The organism is Halorubrum marinum (assembly GCF_048381195.1).
GTDB lineage: Archaea > Halobacteriota > Halobacteria > Halobacteriales > Haloferacaceae > Halorubrum.
In genome coordinates this window covers 159,962-175,584 of sequence record NZ_JBLWMM010000003.1, presented here as the reverse complement: position 1 = coordinate 175,584, position 15,623 = coordinate 159,962, and the positions used below count along the sequence as shown (strand labels likewise).

Below are 15,623 nucleotides of genomic sequence, written 5' to 3'. Positions count from 1 at the left end.
CCCATGCGATCGTCGCTCGCGCGGTTGACCGAGATCCGGCGCGCGCTTCCGCTGGCGGCCGCGGTGCTGCTCGTCGGCGCGCTGTTGGTCCCGATGTGGCGGATCACGCTCACGGCGCCACAGTACCCCGGTCAAGAGCTGCTCATCGAGCTGTACGCGTACCCGCGTCTGGGCGGCGACTTCGCCGAGGTACAGGGACTCAACAGCTACGCCGGATTCTACTACCCCGACCCGGTGTACGTCGATCCGAACTACGCGGTCCACGAGCGGGCCATCAAGACGCCCGAGTGGCTGCTCGGCCCGGTCGTCTTCGTCGGCCTCGCACTCACCGGCGTCTTCGTCGCGTTCGCACCGACCGTCCGGAAGCTCAAGGCCGGACTCACCGCACAGCTCGCCGGAACGATAGCGGTCTTCGTCGGCATGTTCGCGTTCATCCAGTTCCGGCTCCACCAAGCCGGGCACTCGCTGGACCCGGACGCGCCGCTGCGCGGTATCGACTCGTTCACGCCGCCGCTTTTGGGCCCCTACGAGGTGGCCAACATCAGCGGATTCGCGTGGTTCGGCCCGGGCGGCTACATGACCGTTATCGCGGTCACGCTGCTCGCGGCCGCGTACCTCGCGCGGGACGTCGACGCGTCCCTCACCGAACTTCCCGCGTTGACCTCGGCGCTTCCCGGGAACGTCCGCGAGTATGTCGCACGTCGCGGTAACGGAGGCGATCGTACCGACGGCGACGCGTCCGACGCGAACCGAGGCGCCGATCGAGACCCGGAGATCGGCGGGGGCGACCATGTTCAGTGACCGACACGACGCGTCTGCGTTCCGACTCGAAAACGAGTTCCTCGCGGCCGCCGTCGTCGTCGCCGCGCTCGCGATCGCGCTCCCGGTCCTCGCCGGCGCGGGGGCCGGTGCGGTCGAGGGAATCGGGTCGGTCGGAGCTCTCGGCGGCTCGCCGACGGCCGACGCCGGCGGGGCGGACGCCGCCGGAACCGGTATCCCGTCGAACGGCTCCGGTGCTCCCGGGTTCGACGTCGCGACGGAGGTCGCGGCGACCACGGTAACCGCGCCCGAACGCGGCGGAACGGCGACCGTCGACGGCGAGTCGTTCGCGTCGGCGCAGGCGGCGATCGACGCCGCCGACCCCGGCGACACGGTCGTCCTCGACGGTCGATTCGACGAGCGCGTGAACGCGAGCGTCGACGACCTCCGGCTGGTCGCGAGCGAGGACGGCGCCGTGATCGACGGCGGCGGCGAGGGTCGCGTGCTCACGGTGAGCGGCGAGCACGTCACCGTCTCCGGGGTCTGGATCCGCGGCTCCGGAAGCGACCTCGGCACCGAGGACGCGGGCGTGTTCGTCGCCGGCGCGGACGCTCGGATCGAAACGGTCCGGATAACCGACACGGCGTACGGGATCTGGGTCGACGGGGTCGACGACGCCGTGATCGAGGACGTGCGGGTCGACGGCCGCGAGGACGTGTACCCGGTGACCGACCGCGGCAACGGGATCCATCTGTTCGAGACGAGCGGGACCGTCGTCCGCGACAGCGAGGTCGCGAACGCCCGCGACGGGATCTACTTCTCGTGGTCGACGGACGTGCTCGCCGAGGGCAACACGTTCCGACAGACGCGGTACGGCGTCCACTACATGTACTCGGACGACAACGAGCTCGTCGACAACGTCGCCGCGGACAACGGCGTCGGCTACGCCCTGATGGTGAGCGAGGGACTGACCGTCCGGAACAACACCGCCCTGCGGAGCGACGACACCAGCGGCCACGGCATCCTCGCGAGGGACATCGAGGACTCGACGATCGCCGGCAACCACCTCGTCGCGAACCGCGCCGGGCTGTACATGCACAACTCGCAGGACAACCGAGTCGTCGACAACCTGCTGTACCGAAACGCGGTCGGTGTCCACAGCTCCGCCGACAGCGAGAGCGAGGTCGTCGCGGGCAACAGCTTCGTCCGTAACGACCGCGCGGTCCGGACGCCGCGGAACTCGCTCGTCGAGTGGAACGACACCCACCGCGGCAACTACTGGTCCGGCGCGCGGATCGCCGACCGCGACGGCGACGGGGTGAGCGAGATCCGCCACCGCCCGGTCGGACTCGTCGAGAACCTCGTCGCCGACAGCCCGCAAGCGGCGGTGTTCGCGAACAGCCCGGCGTTCGAGGCGGTTCGGTTGGCCGAGAGCTCCTTCCCGGTCATCGAGGCGCCCGGCGTCGTCGACCGCCGTCCGCTCGCCGAGCCGAACCACGACTGGGGCGCCTACGAGCCGGCGGAATCGGCGGAGACGGACGGGAAGGGAGAACCCGCGGAGACGGACCGCGACGAGGAGTCGACGGAGGCGGATCGAGACCCGGCGATCGACACGGAGGCCACATCATGAGAATCGACGCGAGCGACGTTCGGAAGGCGTACGGAGACGTGACTGCCCTCGACGGGCTCTCGCTTACGATCCCGAGCGGATCGACGTTCGGGATCTTGGGCACCAACGGGGCCGGGAAGTCGACCCTGTTCAGGCTGCTCGTCGGCCACGACCGCCCGGACGCGGGAACCGTCGCCGTCGGCGGCACCGACGTGACCGAGGACGGGCGGCGGATCCGCGAGCGGGTCGGCTACCTCCCCGAGCACGTCGGATTCCCCGACGGGCTCACCGGTCGGGAGGTGCTCGGCGTCCACGCGGCGATCCGCGGGCTCCCGAGCGACGGGCGGATCGCTCGCGCCGTCGAGCGGGTCGGACTGACCCCGGACGAGGCCGACCGCCGCGTCTCGGGCTACTCGAACGGGATGCAACGGCGGCTCGGACTGGCGACGGTGCTGCTGCCGGACCCCCGCGTCCTGATCCTGGACGAGCCGACGGCGGGGCTCGACCCCCGCGGCGTGGACGAGTTCCACGCGATCGTCGAGGAGATCACCGCGGAGACGGACGCGACGGTGGTGTTCTGCTCCCACGTCCTCCCCGAGGTCGAGCGGCTCTGTGACCGCGCGGCCGTGCTCCACGACGGCCGAGTGCGCGCGTCTGGCACCATCGAGGACCTCGCGGCAGCCGTCACAGACGCGGGGGGCGAGACGGACCGAGGGGCCGAGGACAGCCGGGGTCCCGAGGGGACGCCCGTCGCGCTCGACCGGCCTTCCGGTCTCCGAGCGGTGTTCCGCGAGGCGGTCACCGACGAGCCCGCCAGAGGGTCGACGGCCGACCGCGAGGAGGTGGCGCCATGAGCGAGCGAGACGCCACTGAGACGCGACCGGACGCCTCCGAGACGCGACCGGACGGCGGCCACCCGGACGCCGCGGTGCTCGACGTCGGAGACGCGGGGTCGGGCGGCGACGGCGAGACCCGAGCGGTCGCGTCGACCTCGCGCTCGACCGCGACCGAAACCGGCGACGGGGTTCGCGGTGCGTTCCGTCACGTCTTCGTCGTCGCCGCCACGGAGTACCGGCTCGCGGTTCGGAGCCGTTGGGCGCTCGCGTTGACCGGTCTGTTCGTCGTCTTCGGCGCGATGATGATGACGTTCAGCGGGTCCGCGGTCGGACCGGAAGGCGCCGAGCGCGTCGTGGCGTCGCTGACGAGTCTCGCCGCCTACCTCGTCCCGCTCGCGGCGCTCGCGCTCGGGTACGACGCGGTCGTCGGCCGCGAGGAGGAGGGCTGGCTCGCGGTCGTGTTCTCGCTGCCCGTCCGCCGTAGCGAGGTCGTCGCCGGGACGTACCTCGGCCGGTTGGCGGTGCTCGCGGCCGCGACGGTCCTCGGGTTCGGCTTCAGCGGCGTCCTGCTCGTCCGCGAGTTCGGCATCGGCGAGTGGACGTCGTTCCTCGGCTTCCTCGTCGGCGCCGTCGCCGTCGGGGCCGCGTTCCTCGCGATCGCGGTGCTGCTGTCGACCGTCGCTCGCGAGAAGACGCACGCGCTCGGCGCGGCGCTGCTCGTGTGGGTCTGGTTCGTCCTGATCCACGACCTGGTCTCGCTCGGCGTCGTCGCCGCGTTCGAGCTGCCCGACGCCGCCCTCTCCGCGCTCGTGCTCTCGAATCCGGTGGGCGCGTTCCGGGTGCTCGTGTTGAGCGGGCTCGGGACCACCGCCTCCGGCGGCTTCACCGCCGTGCTCGCCGGTAGCGCCCTCTCGACGGCGTCCCTCGCGGTCGCGTTGACCGCGTGGTGTCTCCTCCCGGTCGCCGCCGCGGCGCGGCTCGTCCGCCGCCGTCGGCTCTGACCGGAACCGCGGACCGATCTGTCGCCGTCGGCCGCGTGCTCACCCGCTCGTCCACGCGACACTCACCGTCCTCGTCCACGCGACACTCACCATCAATGTGTACCAACTGCCACGTCCATCACGAAGCGACCGCGCGAATCGAGCACGACCGATCGGCCGTCGACGCCCCTGACGACGCGAACACCGGTGACGGTCGGACCTCCCGCAGGGCCGTCCTCGGTGGCGTTGCGACCGCAGTGACCGTCGGAGTCGGCGGGCTGGCCGGCTGTCTCGACGACGACGAGGCGTCGGCGCCGACGGAGCCGCCGGATCCGGTCGCGCTCGGCGACGGGAGGGCCTGCGACGCGTGCGGGATGGTGATCGCGGACCACGGCGGGCCGAACGGACAGGTGTTCTACGCCGGAGATCACCCGCCGGACCGCGACGGGCCCGCGTGGTACGACAGCCTGACCGAACTGGTGACCGACCGCGCCATGGCGGTCGATCGAGGCCGCGATCCGGTGGCGACGTACGTCACCGACTACGCCGCGGTGGAGTACGAGATCACGGAGGCGGGCGGCGGCCGAGTGATCTCCTCGCACGTCGCAGCCGCGTCGTTCGTCGACTGGGACGACGCCGTCTTCGCCGTCGAGACCGGCGTGGTCGGCGCGATGGGTCCGGACGCGATCCCCTTCTCCGAGCGTCCCGCCGCCGAGTCGTTCGTCGACGCCGAAGGCGGGCGGGTCGTCGAGCCGGACGCGGTGACGGTCGAACTCGTTTCGTCCCGATAAGGCTCGCTCCGCGGGAACGACACGGACGCACGAGTGATCGGGACGGCGTCACCGCCGTCGGCTCGTTCCTCACAGAGATACTGCATCGCGAGCGTCGTCGCCGACGCTCGCTTATATATCGGGGCGATACGTGCGGTCCCGGCGTGCTCAGCGCTCGGACTGCTCAGCGCTCGGACGCGTCAGACGCCCCTGTCCCCGCGCTCGTCTCCGTCGACGTCGACGCCGTTCCGCCGAGCAGCTCGCGGCCGCCGTGACGGGCCACCGTCGCGGTCAGCGTCCCGGCGACGAGACCGATCCCGACGACCGTTACCGCTCCGCCGCCGAGGCGAACGAGCGCGATCGTCCGATCATCGACTGGCGGGATTAATCCGTGTACACTTATATACGGAGCAGCGCTCGCAGCGAGCCACGCGCTCGCGCCGAGAACGGTCGCCGCGAGATCGACGCGGGCGGCGCGGGCGTCGTACAGGTCGTCGATCGCGGGCACGCGTTCGAGGCCGACGCGGTCGGCGTACCGATCGAGCCAAACGATGAACGGGACGATGTGATAGAGGCTCCCGACGACCACGAACCCGATGAACGCCCCGAGCAGCCCGGCGCCGACTCCGGGGTGCCCGAACCGCACGGCGGGTCCGAGCGGCTCGCCGACCCACGTCGCGGCCGCGGTGAGGCTCCACGCGAGCGCGGCGAGGGCGACGACCGCGTACCGCGACTGCATCGGCGTCGCGGTCGCGGTCGCGTCCCGGAGTCGACGGAGGAGGATCCCGCCCGCGATCGCCGCGCCGCCAGCGGCGAAGAGCCCGCCCACGGCCGCGAGCAGAGGGGTCTCGCCCAGCCGTCCCGCGGCGAGCGCAGCGACGCCGACGGGGAACGCCGCGGTCTCGATTCGGGCCAGCCGGTCCTCGACCGGGAGCGCGTCCGTCTGCGTGAACATCGGACCGAGCTGGTACAGCGCGCCGATCACGGTCGTCATCACCCCGCCGAGAACGGCGAGGGTGACGTGCGCGTCGACGACCGCGGGTCGGGTGACGCCGACCGCGGCTAACACGCCCCACCGGTAGTCCGCCGCGAGCGCGCCGCCGAGCCCGACGGCGGCCGCGAGGAACGCGACCCCGAGCGCGAAGTGCGCCTCGGTCCGGTCCAACGGGCGAGCCAGCCACAGCGTCCGCCCGAGGTTGTACGCGAAGACCCCGATCCCGGCGACCATGACCGCCGCGAAGAGCGCGGCGTCGGCCGGGCGACCGAACCAGAGACCGCCGGCGAAGCCCGTCACCCCGACGGCGACGCAGGTCAGCTGAAGCGTCGCCAGTCGTTCCGAGTGGAGTTGGACGCCCGACCAGACCGGGACGAACTGCGTCATCGCGCCGAGGATCGTGAGACAGACCCAGCCGACGAGCAGCAGGTGCGCGACCGCGACACCGCCGAGCGCGGGGCCCGCTCCCGCCAGCCCCGCGACGCGGAGGAGCCCGAGCGTCCCGCCCGCGAGGAGGAAGGCCAGCCCGACGAGGAAGTGCCGGAGCGGAATCGTGGTCGGCGGACGCGTCGACGCCGTGAGATCGCCGGGAACGCCTCGCATAAACGTAGGTACGGTCCGCGCGTCCCTATGGCTGTACGCGAACACGTTCGGGACAAACGATGCGAACACGTTCGGGACAAGCTACGGGCCGGTCCGGACCAAACGCACGCTCATGTCACGCGAGACGACCGGGACGGCCGTTCTCCAGCGGACCGACGCGCCGACAGATCGCCCGGCCGAGACGCTCGACGTGCGGGATCTCGGCCCGCCGGAACCGCTTCGCCGAACGCTCGAACTGCTGGAATCGCTCCCCGAGGAGGCCGTGCTCGTCCAGCGGAACGACCGCGCGCCGCAGTTCCTCTACCCCAAGCTCGAGGACCGCGGGTACGCCTACGACACGGTCGAGAGCGAGACCGACGGCGCGGTGGTAACGGCGATCTGGAACGCCGGCGGCGACGGTGGGGAGGACCGATGAGCTTTTTCGGCGGTTCCGAGCCCGATTTCGACGACTCCGACGCGTTCGTTCCGGAGCATGTCCCGACACCGGGATCGTTCCTCAGCGAGCACGACGTGCTCACCGGCGAGGGCCACGTCGCGGTCCACGAGCGAGCCGCGACCGCCTTCGAGGAGCACGGCGTGTACGACGCCACGTTCGGGTACAACCTCGCGCGACTGAACCACGACCCGCGACACCCCGACGCCGGGTTCCGGTACGCGCAGGAACGCGACGCGCCGGCGACGCTCCGCGCGGAGTTCACCCCCACGACGGCCTTCTGCCCGCAGGCCGAACCGCTCGCGGTCGGCGCCCTCCGCGCCCTCGACGCCGAGGGAGTCCCCGGGTACGACCGCGTCCGCGTGCGCGTCGATCCCTCGCTCAACGGGAGCGAGGTCGTTAACGACCGGCTCGAACGTCTCGAATCCGGAACCGAGGAACTCGACGGCAGCGCCTCCGATGACAGCGCGCGGTCCCCGAACGTGGACCGATAGAGCGACCGAACATGTTCCGGCGAAACGGGATGCCGACGCGGATCGAATCCGATCACGCATGACCGAACCCGAGTCTGTACTCGACGTGCGAGAACTCGACGAGCCGCCGTTTCCGGCGATCAGCGACGCGCTCGACGACCTCGATCCCCGCGAGACCCTCCGGCTCGTCAACGACTTCGAACCGGTGCCGCTCTACGACGTGCTGGCCGAGCGCGGGTACGACCACGAGACCGAGCGCGTCAGCGCCGACGAGTGGCACGTCATCGTCGAATCGGCGTGAGCGCCGAACGGCGAGCACCCCCCTCGGTCCCTTTTATACATCGGGCCGAACAGTTCGGTCGATCGCCCCGCAACACGGGAATCCTCGCCGAAGATATTCCCCTCTCACCCCTACGCCGACATGCATGACACGACCCACGCTCGACCGGCGATCATTCGTTCAGACGGCTGTGGCGCTCGGCGCCACGACCGCCCTCGCTGGCTGTGGCGGGAGCGGAGATAACGGGAGCGGAGATGACGGGAGCGGAGACGACGGGAGCGGCGACGGCGGCGGAGACGACAACGGGAGCGACGACGGGGAGTTCCTCGCAGAGGAACCCGACTACGACGGCTGGTTCGACGACGTCGATAACTACGAGGGGACCGTTGACCGGACCGGCTCCGACGGGGTTACGATTCAGGTGGGGAGCGGGAGCGGACTGTCGTTCGGACCGGCCGCGGTGGCCGTCTCGCCCGGCACGACCGTCGTCTGGGAGTGGACCGGCGAGGGCGGCGACCACAACGTCGCCGCCGAGGACGGCGCGTTCACCAGCGAGACCGTCTCCGAGGCCGGTCACACCTTCGAGTACACGTTCGAGGAATCCGGCGTCCACGAGTACGTCTGCACGCCCCACGAGGCTGTCGGCATGAAGGGCGCCGTCTACGTGGAGTAGCCCCGACGGCGAACAATCCTGACGCACCGACGAACGCAAGACGGACGTAAGACCAACGACCCCATGCCACACGCACGCCTCCTCGTTGACCTGCCCGACGGACCGTGGATAGCCGACATCTCACGCGAGTTCCCCGACGCCGGGTTCCGCGTACTCACCGCCGTCCCCGGTGAGGGCGCCGGCTTCGCGCTCGTCAGGATCACCGCACGCGACGTCGACGAGGTGCTGGCGCGGATGCGGGAGCACGGGACGCTCGCCAGCGTGTCGGTGATGGCGGCAGACGGAGATGTTGCGACCGTGAGAATCGAGACCGACGCCCCGCTGTTGCTGCTCGCCGCGAGGCGTTCCGGCCTCCCGATCGAGATGCCGCTCGACGTCGAGGCTGGCGTCGCACAGGTCGAGGTCACCGGCGAACACGGCCGGGTCGCGGCGCTCGGTCGACAGCTCGACGAGCTCGGACTGACGTTCGACGTGGAACGCGTCCGGCAGCGCGTCGATCCCCGACGGTTGCTGACGGACCGTCAGCGGGAGCTCCTGTTCGCTGCCGTCGACCTCGGCTACTACGACGTGCCGCGGCGAGCCACCCTGACCGAAGTCGCAGACCACGTCGGCATCGCGAAGTCGACGTGCAGCGAGCTACTCCAGCGCGTCGAACGCGCGGTCGTCCACGAGTTCGTCGACGGCCTCCCGCGCCGGCTCGACTCCGGAGACGACGCCGAGACTGGGTCGAGGAACGACTCCGCGTCCGAGGAGGCGCCTCCGACTGAAAGCGACGCAACGGCGTCAGCGACCCGGAACCCGGTAACGACAGACACGTAGCGCGACGCAGGCGACGCGCCGATCGCATAATAAAACCACCATCACTCATCATGAGCACCACTGACGACCACGACCACGACGACCACGACCACGACGACCACGATCACGACGAGACGGCCGAACCGATCACCGACGAGGTCCACGACAATTCCTGGTCCGCAAACCTCGAGAAACCGCGCTACGCCGACGATCCCGAACTGGCGGTTCGCGACGCGCTCGCGGCGATCGATCACACCGCACCGGGCAACCACGTCAACCTGGTCACCCACGGCGACCTCGGGCACCCCGCGTCGTTCCTGTACGACGCGATAACCGACGAGGACGACGGCCTCGACCCGGAGTACGTCGAGCAGTGCGGCTGCGGCGGCCACGTCACCCGAGTGCAGGTCGAGTGAGTTCGGCCGACCGGTCGGTGGAGCACCTCGGCGGACTCGCCCGCTATGTCATTACCGAGAGCTCGCCCGCTATGTCATAACCGAGGGCTCCCCCGCCACGCTTAATCCGGCCGCGCGGGAGAGACCAGCCATGGGAACCGACCCGACGTTGTCCGCCGTGAACGGGTCGGTCGCGCTCGATACGTTCACCGATCCGCTGCTCGTCGATCCCGGCCCGGCGCTGCTCTCGGCCGTGATCGACGCGTACCGCGGAGCCGCCCCCACCCTCGTCGATCCCGACATCGACGAGCTACGGGCGGCCGCAGCGGACGACGAGGGCCCTCTCGAGCGATTCTCAGATCTGCCGACGCTCACCGTCCTCGCGGACGATCGGGTCGTCGACGCGGTCACGGAGCGCTTCGTCTCGGCGAGTCGGCTCGCCGCGCTCGTCGAGTCCGGGTGCTGTCGGCTCCGCACGGGCGTCGAACCGCAACCGGCCGCCGTCCTCGCCGGGCGGGACGCGGGATGCGTGCTCGTCGAACCGGGACCGCCGCGAGCGCGCGGCGACGATACCGGCGTCGGATCGGTGATCCGAATCGGTTCCGATCCCACGCTCCGCGAGCGGTACGCGCACCTCGCCGACGCGAGCGAGGAACGACTGCTGCGGACCCCGAGCAGGCACCGGGCGTTCGACGCGTTCCGAGACCGGTGCGGTGAGGCGGTCGCGGCGGCCGTGGTTCGCGCGATCGACGCCCGTCCCGACCCGAGCGTCGATGACGCGGCAGACGCCCGGACGCGTGCCTACGCGGTAGGAGTCCGTCACGGCGCGCTCGATCACGCGCTCCGGCGGGCCTGCGAGGACGCCGGGCTCGGCAGTCGGGCGACGTTCACGCGGATCAAACGGGAGCTTCGCGAAGCCGACCTCCTCGAAACGGAGGCGGTTCCGCAGCCGGTCGGTCGGCCGCGAGAGCGACTCGTCGCCCGCGGCGCGCTCGCCGTGGCGGAGGATCCGGAGGCGGTCGTTACGGCGATTCGATCGGAGCTCGAATGAGCTAGTCCTTCGAGGTTTTGATGTCGGCCGAGAGCCCCTGTGCCATCTCGATGTCCTTCGAGTTGTTCAGGGTCCACGCGGTGCGGTCGGTGACCGCTTCGATCGCCTCGCGGGCGGAGGGGTAGCCGTTGCCCGACTTCTTGACGCCGCCGAACGGGAGCTGGACCTCGGCACCGATACAGGGGAGGTTACCGTACGCCAGTCCGATCTCGGCGCGGTCGCGGTAGTAGTTGATCTGTCGGTAGTCCTCGGAGATGATCGCTCCGGCGAGCCCGTAGGCCGTGTCGTTCTGGATATCGACCGCGCGCTCGATGTCGCCGTCGTATTCGAGGAGGGCGACGTGCGGCCCGAACACCTCTTCGTGGGTGCATCGGAGGTCGTCGTCGGGGTCGGCCTCGTAGACGAACGGCCCGATCCAGTTGCCCTGCTCGTGGCCGTCGGGGATCTCGTCGTCGTCGAGTTCCGTTCGGTCGACGAGCACGTTCACGCCCTCGTCGCGGGCGAGCTGGTTGTACTCCGACACCTTCTCGAAGTGTTCGGGCTCGATGAGCGGTCCCATGAACGTGTTCTCGTCCAGCGGGTCGCCGACCGCGACGTCCTCGGCGATATCGACGAAACGCTCCGTGAACTCGTCGTACACGTCGGTGTGGACGATGAGGCGCTCGGAGGAGACGCAGCGCTGGCCGGTGGTCTTGAACGAGGACATGACCGCCGAGTGGACCGCGACGTCGAGGTCCGCGTTCTCGGTCACGACGATCGCGTTCTTGCCGCCCATCTCGCAGGCGACGCGCTTGCCGGCGACGCCGCCGAGCTTCTCCTGAATCATGTGGCCGACTTCGGCGGAGCCCGTGAAGAGGACCGTCGAGACGTCGTCGTGTTCGACGATCGCGTTGCCGGCGTTGCCGAACCCTTGGACCATGTTAAAGACGCCGTCGGGGAGCCCGGCGTCGTCGAACATCTCGGCGACGACCTGCGCGCACCACGGGGTCTGCTCGGCGGGCTTGAACACGACGGTGTTGCCCTCGACGAGCGCGATGGCCATGTGCCAGTACGGAATGGCGACCGGGAAGTTCCACGGGGTGATACAGCCGGTGACACCGCGGGGGCTCCGGCGCATGTACGCGTCCTTCGCCGGGATCTCCGAGGGAACGATGTCGCCTTTGGGGTGGCGGGCGTCGCCGGCGGCCCACTCGACCATGTGGGCGGCCTCGACCACGTCGGCTTTCCCCTCGCTTATCTCCTTACCGCACTCCTTCGAGACGATCTCGCCGAGCTCGTCGGTGCGCTCGCGGAGCTCGTGGTACACGTCCCAGAGGTACTCGGCGCGCTGGATCCGGGAGAGCTCGCGCCACTCCTCGAACGCCTCGTCTGCGGCGTCGACCGCGCGGTCGACGTCGGCGGGCGTCCCCTGCTCGAATTCACCGAGAGACTCGCCGGTCGCGGGGCTCACGCTCTCGAAGGTGTCGTCCCCGTCGCCGGAGACCCACTCGCCGTCGATGTAGTGCGTATAGGCGTCTGCCATGGTCGGTCGTTTTCGCCCGCCCGGCCAAATATCCCACCCGACCATGGTCGGCAGAGTCTTTGTCATGGGGTACCACAGAAGTAGTCGTAATGGCTACGTCCGACGCAAATGGGATCGACGGGTGGGCGGGCACTCGGCTCACGCTCGACTTGTGGCACCCGAACTGCTGGGCCATCGACGCGACGAAGCGAACCGGCGGCGGGGTCCTCGCTCACGCGATCTATAACACGCCGAAGACCGAAGGGAACACGCCGAACTCGGTGAACGGGCTGTTCACCGCGTTCGCGGACACGAACGACGAGGTCGAGGCGCTACTCGACGCGATACGGGAGTCCGATCGCGCGGGCGAACTTCACGAACTGCAGGAGCGGTTCGGTCGCGCCCGCGACGCGCCGGGCAACGTCGTCCGCGAGTTCTTCTTGGAGTACGACCCGGGCGACATGGTGTGTCCGACGCTGTTGAAACACGGGTTCGTCCACAGCGCTCCGGTTCGAATCGAGGACGGTCGCGAGGAGTGGCAGGTGTGTTTCGTCGGCGAGCGCACGGAGATCCGCGAGTCGCTCGACGCCGTGGAGGTCGACTCCGGCGCCGAGGTGAGCGTCGAGTCGATGTCCTCGACGGGCTACGCCGGACGGACCGCCCGCGAACAGCGCCTCGACACCCTCACGACGACCCAGCGAGAGGTGTACGAGCACGCCCGCGAGGCGGGGTACTACGAGTGGCCCCGGGAGGCGTCCACGCGCGAGCTCGCCGACGACCTCGACGTCTCGAAGACGACGCTCCTCGAACACCTCCGCAAGGCGGAGTCGAAGCTGCTGGATCCGTGATCGCCGTCGCTGTTAATTCCCCAGCGAAAGCGAGATTCCGAGTCCGACGCGATCGGTACGGGAGCGGCGGCGGGCGATCGCGGGAGTGAGTGTCGCAGTACGGTGGTGACGACACGGTATTTAAACAACCGAGGGCGACGGCGACTGTCTCTTATAACAGTCAAGACCCATCGTCCAGCGACAAGCGGCTCCAGACGAGAACCTCTCTAAAAGATCGAACGCCGACAGAGCCCGATATCTACCCGCTAATCACCGATCTCTGGCCGGAACCACTCAGTTTCCGACGATCGCCCGCAGCGCGAACAGCGCGTTCGACTTGCGCTCGCGGATACGCCGATAAAAGTACGAGAACCACTTCGAGCCGTACGGGATGTACTGATACACCTCGGCGTCGACGCCTGGGTCGCTAGCGAGCTCGAACTGCGCCGCCTCCCGAACGCCGGTCAGCATCTGGACCTCGTAGGGCGTGCCGTGCTCGGCGTGCAACTCGGCCGCGTGTTCGATCATCGCCGGATCGTGGCTCCCGACCGCGACGCCGTCGTCGAACGCCTCGAACATGTACGCCAGACAGTCGCGGTACGACTCGTCGACTCGACTCTTCTCTGTGTGCGCGATCGCGGCGGACTCGTCGTACGCGCCCTTCACCAGCCGGACCTTCCCCGGTAGGTCGGCGAGGCGTTCGAGGTCCTCGCGGGTGCGCTTGAGGTTCGCCTGCGTGCAGACGCCGACGTTGCCGTCGGTCGCGAGCGCGTGCCGCTCGAAGGCGTCGAGGGTGACGTCGGTCGTCTCGTGGTCCTCCATGTCGATCCAGACGAAGGTCTCCCCGCTCGCGTCGGCCGCCTCGACGACCCGCGCGAGGTTCTCCTGGAAGACGTCGTCGCCGACGTCGAGACCGATCTGGCTCGGCTTCACGGAGACGCAGGCGTCGACGCCGCGGTCGGCGATCGCCTCCACGAGGTCGACGTAGGCGTCGGCGTCGGCGTCTGCGGGCGCGCGCTCGTCGTAGTGTTCGCCGAGAAGGTTCAGGATGCCGGCCACGCCGCGGCGGTTGAGCGTCTCGACGTGAGCGAGCGCCGCCTCCGGCGTCTCCCCGGCGACGAAACTACTCGCGATGGGCGGTAGCATGTATCGACGGCGGATCCACACCGGTATATATGGCCACCCGACCAATTATATCTATTCTAAATTATTGAAATAAATACGGATCGGCAAGTATTGCGACACCTGTGGCTGATATACGCGCGAACCGACCATGGACGGGCAGGGTTTCAGATACCCATACATCCACGGAGATTACAGGTAACATATGTCACGAGATACCACGGACGTGGCGGACCGGCGAACGTTGCTAAAGCTGACCGGCGGTGCGGGCATCGCCGCGCTGTCGGGCTGTCTGAGCACGACCGACGACGACGGCGACGGCTCGGGAGACGACGGCTCGGGCGACGACGGCTCGGGTGACGGATCCGGGGACGACGGATCCGGGGACGACTCGACCGACGCCTACGAGATCGGCATGGTCGACTCGCTGACCGGGTCGCTGTCGGCGTTCGGCGAGCGGAACCAACGCGGCGTCGACCTCGCCTTACAGCGCGTCAACGAGGTCGGTATCGACGACCGGGACCTCGAACTGATCGTCGAGGACTCCGAGAGCGAGAACCAGGGCGGCATCGCCGCCGCGCAGAAGCTCGTCAATCAGGACGGCGTCCCGTTCCTCATCGGGGCGGTCGGCTCCGGCGTCTCGCTGGCGATTTACGAGAGCGTCGTCCAAGACACGGACGTCGTCCAGCTCAGCCAGAACTCCACCGGACTCAACCTCACCGACTTCCCGGGACTGCTCCGGATGTCCCCGTCCGGTCGGACCCAGTCGCTCGCGCTCGCCGACCTCATCGCCGACGACGGCTACGATGAAGTCGCGATCACCTACGTCAACAACGACTACGGACAGAGCCTCACCGACGCGTTCGTCGAGGCGTGGGACGGGGACGTCGCGTACAACAACCCGCACGACCAAGAACAGCAGTCCTACTCGGGGATCGTTTCCGAGATGAACGGGTCCGGAGCGGACGCGTGGCTGTTCATCACCTACCAGGCGGAGTTCGCGACGATGGTCAACGAGGTCTTCTCGTCCGGCTACGAGGCGCAGTTCTACGGCGCCGACTCGGTCTCCGGCGACAACGTGTTGGAGAACACGCCGGATGGGAGCATGGACGGAATGAAGATCGTCGTCCCCTCGGCGCCGGTCGAGGAGGAGAACTACCAGACGTTCGCCGCGGAGTTCGAGGACGAGTACGACCAGCAGCCGACCTCGTGGTCGGCGTACGCCTACGACTGCGTGATGAACGCCGCCCTCGCGATCCAAGCGGCCGACGAGTTCACCGGCTCGGCGCTGCAGGACACCGTGCGACGCGTCTCCGGTCCGGAGGGCGAAGAGGCGACGACGTTCGCGGCAGCGAGCCAGATCCTCGCGGACGGCGGCGGTCCGGACGACGTCGACTACCAGGGGGTCAGCGGCCCCATCGACTTCGACGAGAACGGGGACCCGGTCGGGTTCCTGCAGATTCTCGAAGTACAGGACCACGACTACGAGGGCATCGGCTTCATCGAAGGCTAACTTCGA

General features: G+C 69.2%; 17 protein-coding genes. 14 read left to right on the top strand and 3 right to left on the bottom strand.

Features of this window, described 5'->3' with window-relative positions; genetic code table 11:
* Positions 1–3 precede the first annotated feature (3 nt).
* The 5 genes from ACNSN4_RS04675 to ACNSN4_RS04655 all read left to right on the top strand — a co-directional run bounded on the left by ACNSN4_RS04675 (position 4) and on the right by ACNSN4_RS04655 (position 4,975).
* Positions 4–801 (top strand): hypothetical protein, encoded by a 798-nt coding sequence (locus ACNSN4_RS04675; protein WP_418284618.1) that lies wholly within the window; start codon positions 4–6, stop codon positions 799–801.
* On the top strand, positions 791–2,389 hold the full coding sequence (nosD, locus tag ACNSN4_RS04670; protein WP_418284617.1) for a nitrous oxide reductase family maturation protein NosD: 1,599 nt from the start codon (positions 791–793) through the stop codon (positions 2,387–2,389). Before ACNSN4_RS04675 ends, nosD begins: the two co-directional genes overlap by 11 nt.
* A complete protein-coding gene (locus ACNSN4_RS04665; RefSeq protein WP_418284616.1) occupies positions 2,386–3,222 on the top strand; it encodes an ABC transporter ATP-binding protein in 837 nt (278 codons plus the stop codon). Before nosD ends, ACNSN4_RS04665 begins: the two co-directional genes overlap by 4 nt.
* Entirely contained in the window at positions 3,219–4,205 is a 987-nt protein-coding gene (locus ACNSN4_RS04660) for an ABC transporter permease (protein ID WP_418284615.1), read from the top strand. Before ACNSN4_RS04665 ends, ACNSN4_RS04660 begins: the two co-directional genes overlap by 4 nt.
* A 95-nt stretch (positions 4,206–4,300) precedes the next feature.
* Entirely contained in the window at positions 4,301–4,975 is a 675-nt protein-coding gene (locus ACNSN4_RS04655) for a nitrous oxide reductase accessory protein NosL (protein ID WP_418284614.1), read from the top strand.
* A gap of 163 nt (positions 4,976–5,138) precedes the next feature.
* On the opposite strand, the gene ACNSN4_RS04650 is transcribed toward ACNSN4_RS04655, so the two are convergent.
* Positions 5,139–6,551, bottom strand: a complete 1,413-nt coding sequence (locus ACNSN4_RS04650; protein ID WP_418284613.1) for a hypothetical protein — start codon at positions 6,549–6,551, stop codon at positions 5,139–5,141.
* 112 nt (positions 6,552–6,663) lie between these two features.
* On the opposite strand from ACNSN4_RS04650, the gene ACNSN4_RS04645 reads away from it, so the two are divergent.
* The 7 genes from ACNSN4_RS04645 (at position 6,664) to ACNSN4_RS04615 (ending at position 10,654) form a co-directional block, all read left to right on the top strand.
* Positions 6,664–6,966 carry a DUF2249 domain-containing protein gene (locus ACNSN4_RS04645; RefSeq protein WP_418284612.1) on the top strand — a complete coding sequence of 101 codons (303 nt, stop codon included), beginning with the start codon at positions 6,664–6,666 and terminating at the stop codon, positions 6,964–6,966.
* Entirely contained in the window at positions 6,963–7,478 is a 516-nt protein-coding gene (locus tag ACNSN4_RS04640; protein WP_418284611.1) for a DUF7998 family protein, read from the top strand. Before ACNSN4_RS04645 ends, ACNSN4_RS04640 begins: the two co-directional genes overlap by 4 nt.
* A gap of 58 nt (positions 7,479–7,536) precedes the next feature.
* Entirely contained in the window at positions 7,537–7,758 is a 222-nt protein-coding gene (locus ACNSN4_RS04635) for a DUF2249 domain-containing protein (protein WP_418284610.1), read from the top strand.
* Positions 7,759–7,882: 124 nt separating this feature from the next.
* Positions 7,883–8,410: a halocyanin domain-containing protein gene (locus ACNSN4_RS04630; protein WP_418284609.1), complete on the top strand. Its 528-nt coding sequence runs from the start codon at positions 7,883–7,885 to the stop codon at positions 8,408–8,410.
* A gap of 63 nt (positions 8,411–8,473) precedes the next feature.
* Positions 8,474–9,229: a helix-turn-helix domain-containing protein gene (locus tag ACNSN4_RS04625; protein WP_418284608.1), complete on the top strand. Its 756-nt coding sequence runs from the start codon at positions 8,474–8,476 to the stop codon at positions 9,227–9,229.
* Between the two features lie 50 nt (positions 9,230–9,279).
* On the top strand, positions 9,280–9,624 hold the full coding sequence (locus ACNSN4_RS04620) for a CGCGG family putative rSAM-modified RiPP protein (RefSeq protein WP_418284607.1): 345 nt from the start codon (positions 9,280–9,282) through the stop codon (positions 9,622–9,624).
* 130 nt (positions 9,625–9,754) lie between these two features.
* The gene (locus tag ACNSN4_RS04615; RefSeq protein ID WP_418284606.1) at positions 9,755–10,654 is read left to right on the top strand and encodes a transcriptional regulator TbsP domain-containing protein; all 900 of its coding nucleotides are present in this window, start codon (positions 9,755–9,757) and stop codon (positions 10,652–10,654) included.
* Position 10,655: 1 nt separating this feature from the next.
* Here the strand turns inward: ACNSN4_RS04615 and ACNSN4_RS04610 are convergent, their stop codons facing one another.
* A complete protein-coding gene (locus tag ACNSN4_RS04610; protein ID WP_418284605.1) occupies positions 10,656–12,176 on the bottom strand; it encodes an aldehyde dehydrogenase family protein in 1,521 nt (506 codons plus the stop codon).
* A gap of 89 nt (positions 12,177–12,265) precedes the next feature.
* Here ACNSN4_RS04610 and ACNSN4_RS04605 point away from each other — a divergent pair, with 89 nt between their 5' ends.
* On the top strand, positions 12,266–13,003 hold the full coding sequence (locus ACNSN4_RS04605) for a helix-turn-helix domain-containing protein (RefSeq protein WP_418284604.1): 738 nt from the start codon (positions 12,266–12,268) through the stop codon (positions 13,001–13,003).
* Between the two features lie 273 nt (positions 13,004–13,276).
* Here ACNSN4_RS04605 and ACNSN4_RS04600 read toward each other — a convergent pair whose 3' ends face one another.
* Positions 13,277–14,128 carry a proline dehydrogenase family protein gene (locus ACNSN4_RS04600; RefSeq protein WP_418284603.1) on the bottom strand — a complete coding sequence of 284 codons (852 nt, stop codon included), beginning with the start codon at positions 14,126–14,128 and terminating at the stop codon, positions 13,277–13,279.
* A gap of 181 nt (positions 14,129–14,309) precedes the next feature.
* Here ACNSN4_RS04600 and ACNSN4_RS04595 point away from each other — a divergent pair, with 181 nt between their 5' ends.
* Complete coding sequence (locus tag ACNSN4_RS04595; RefSeq protein WP_418284602.1) at positions 14,310–15,617, top strand: ABC transporter substrate-binding protein; 1,308 nt, start codon at positions 14,310–14,312, stop codon at positions 15,615–15,617.
* Positions 15,618–15,623: the final 6 nt, after the last annotated feature.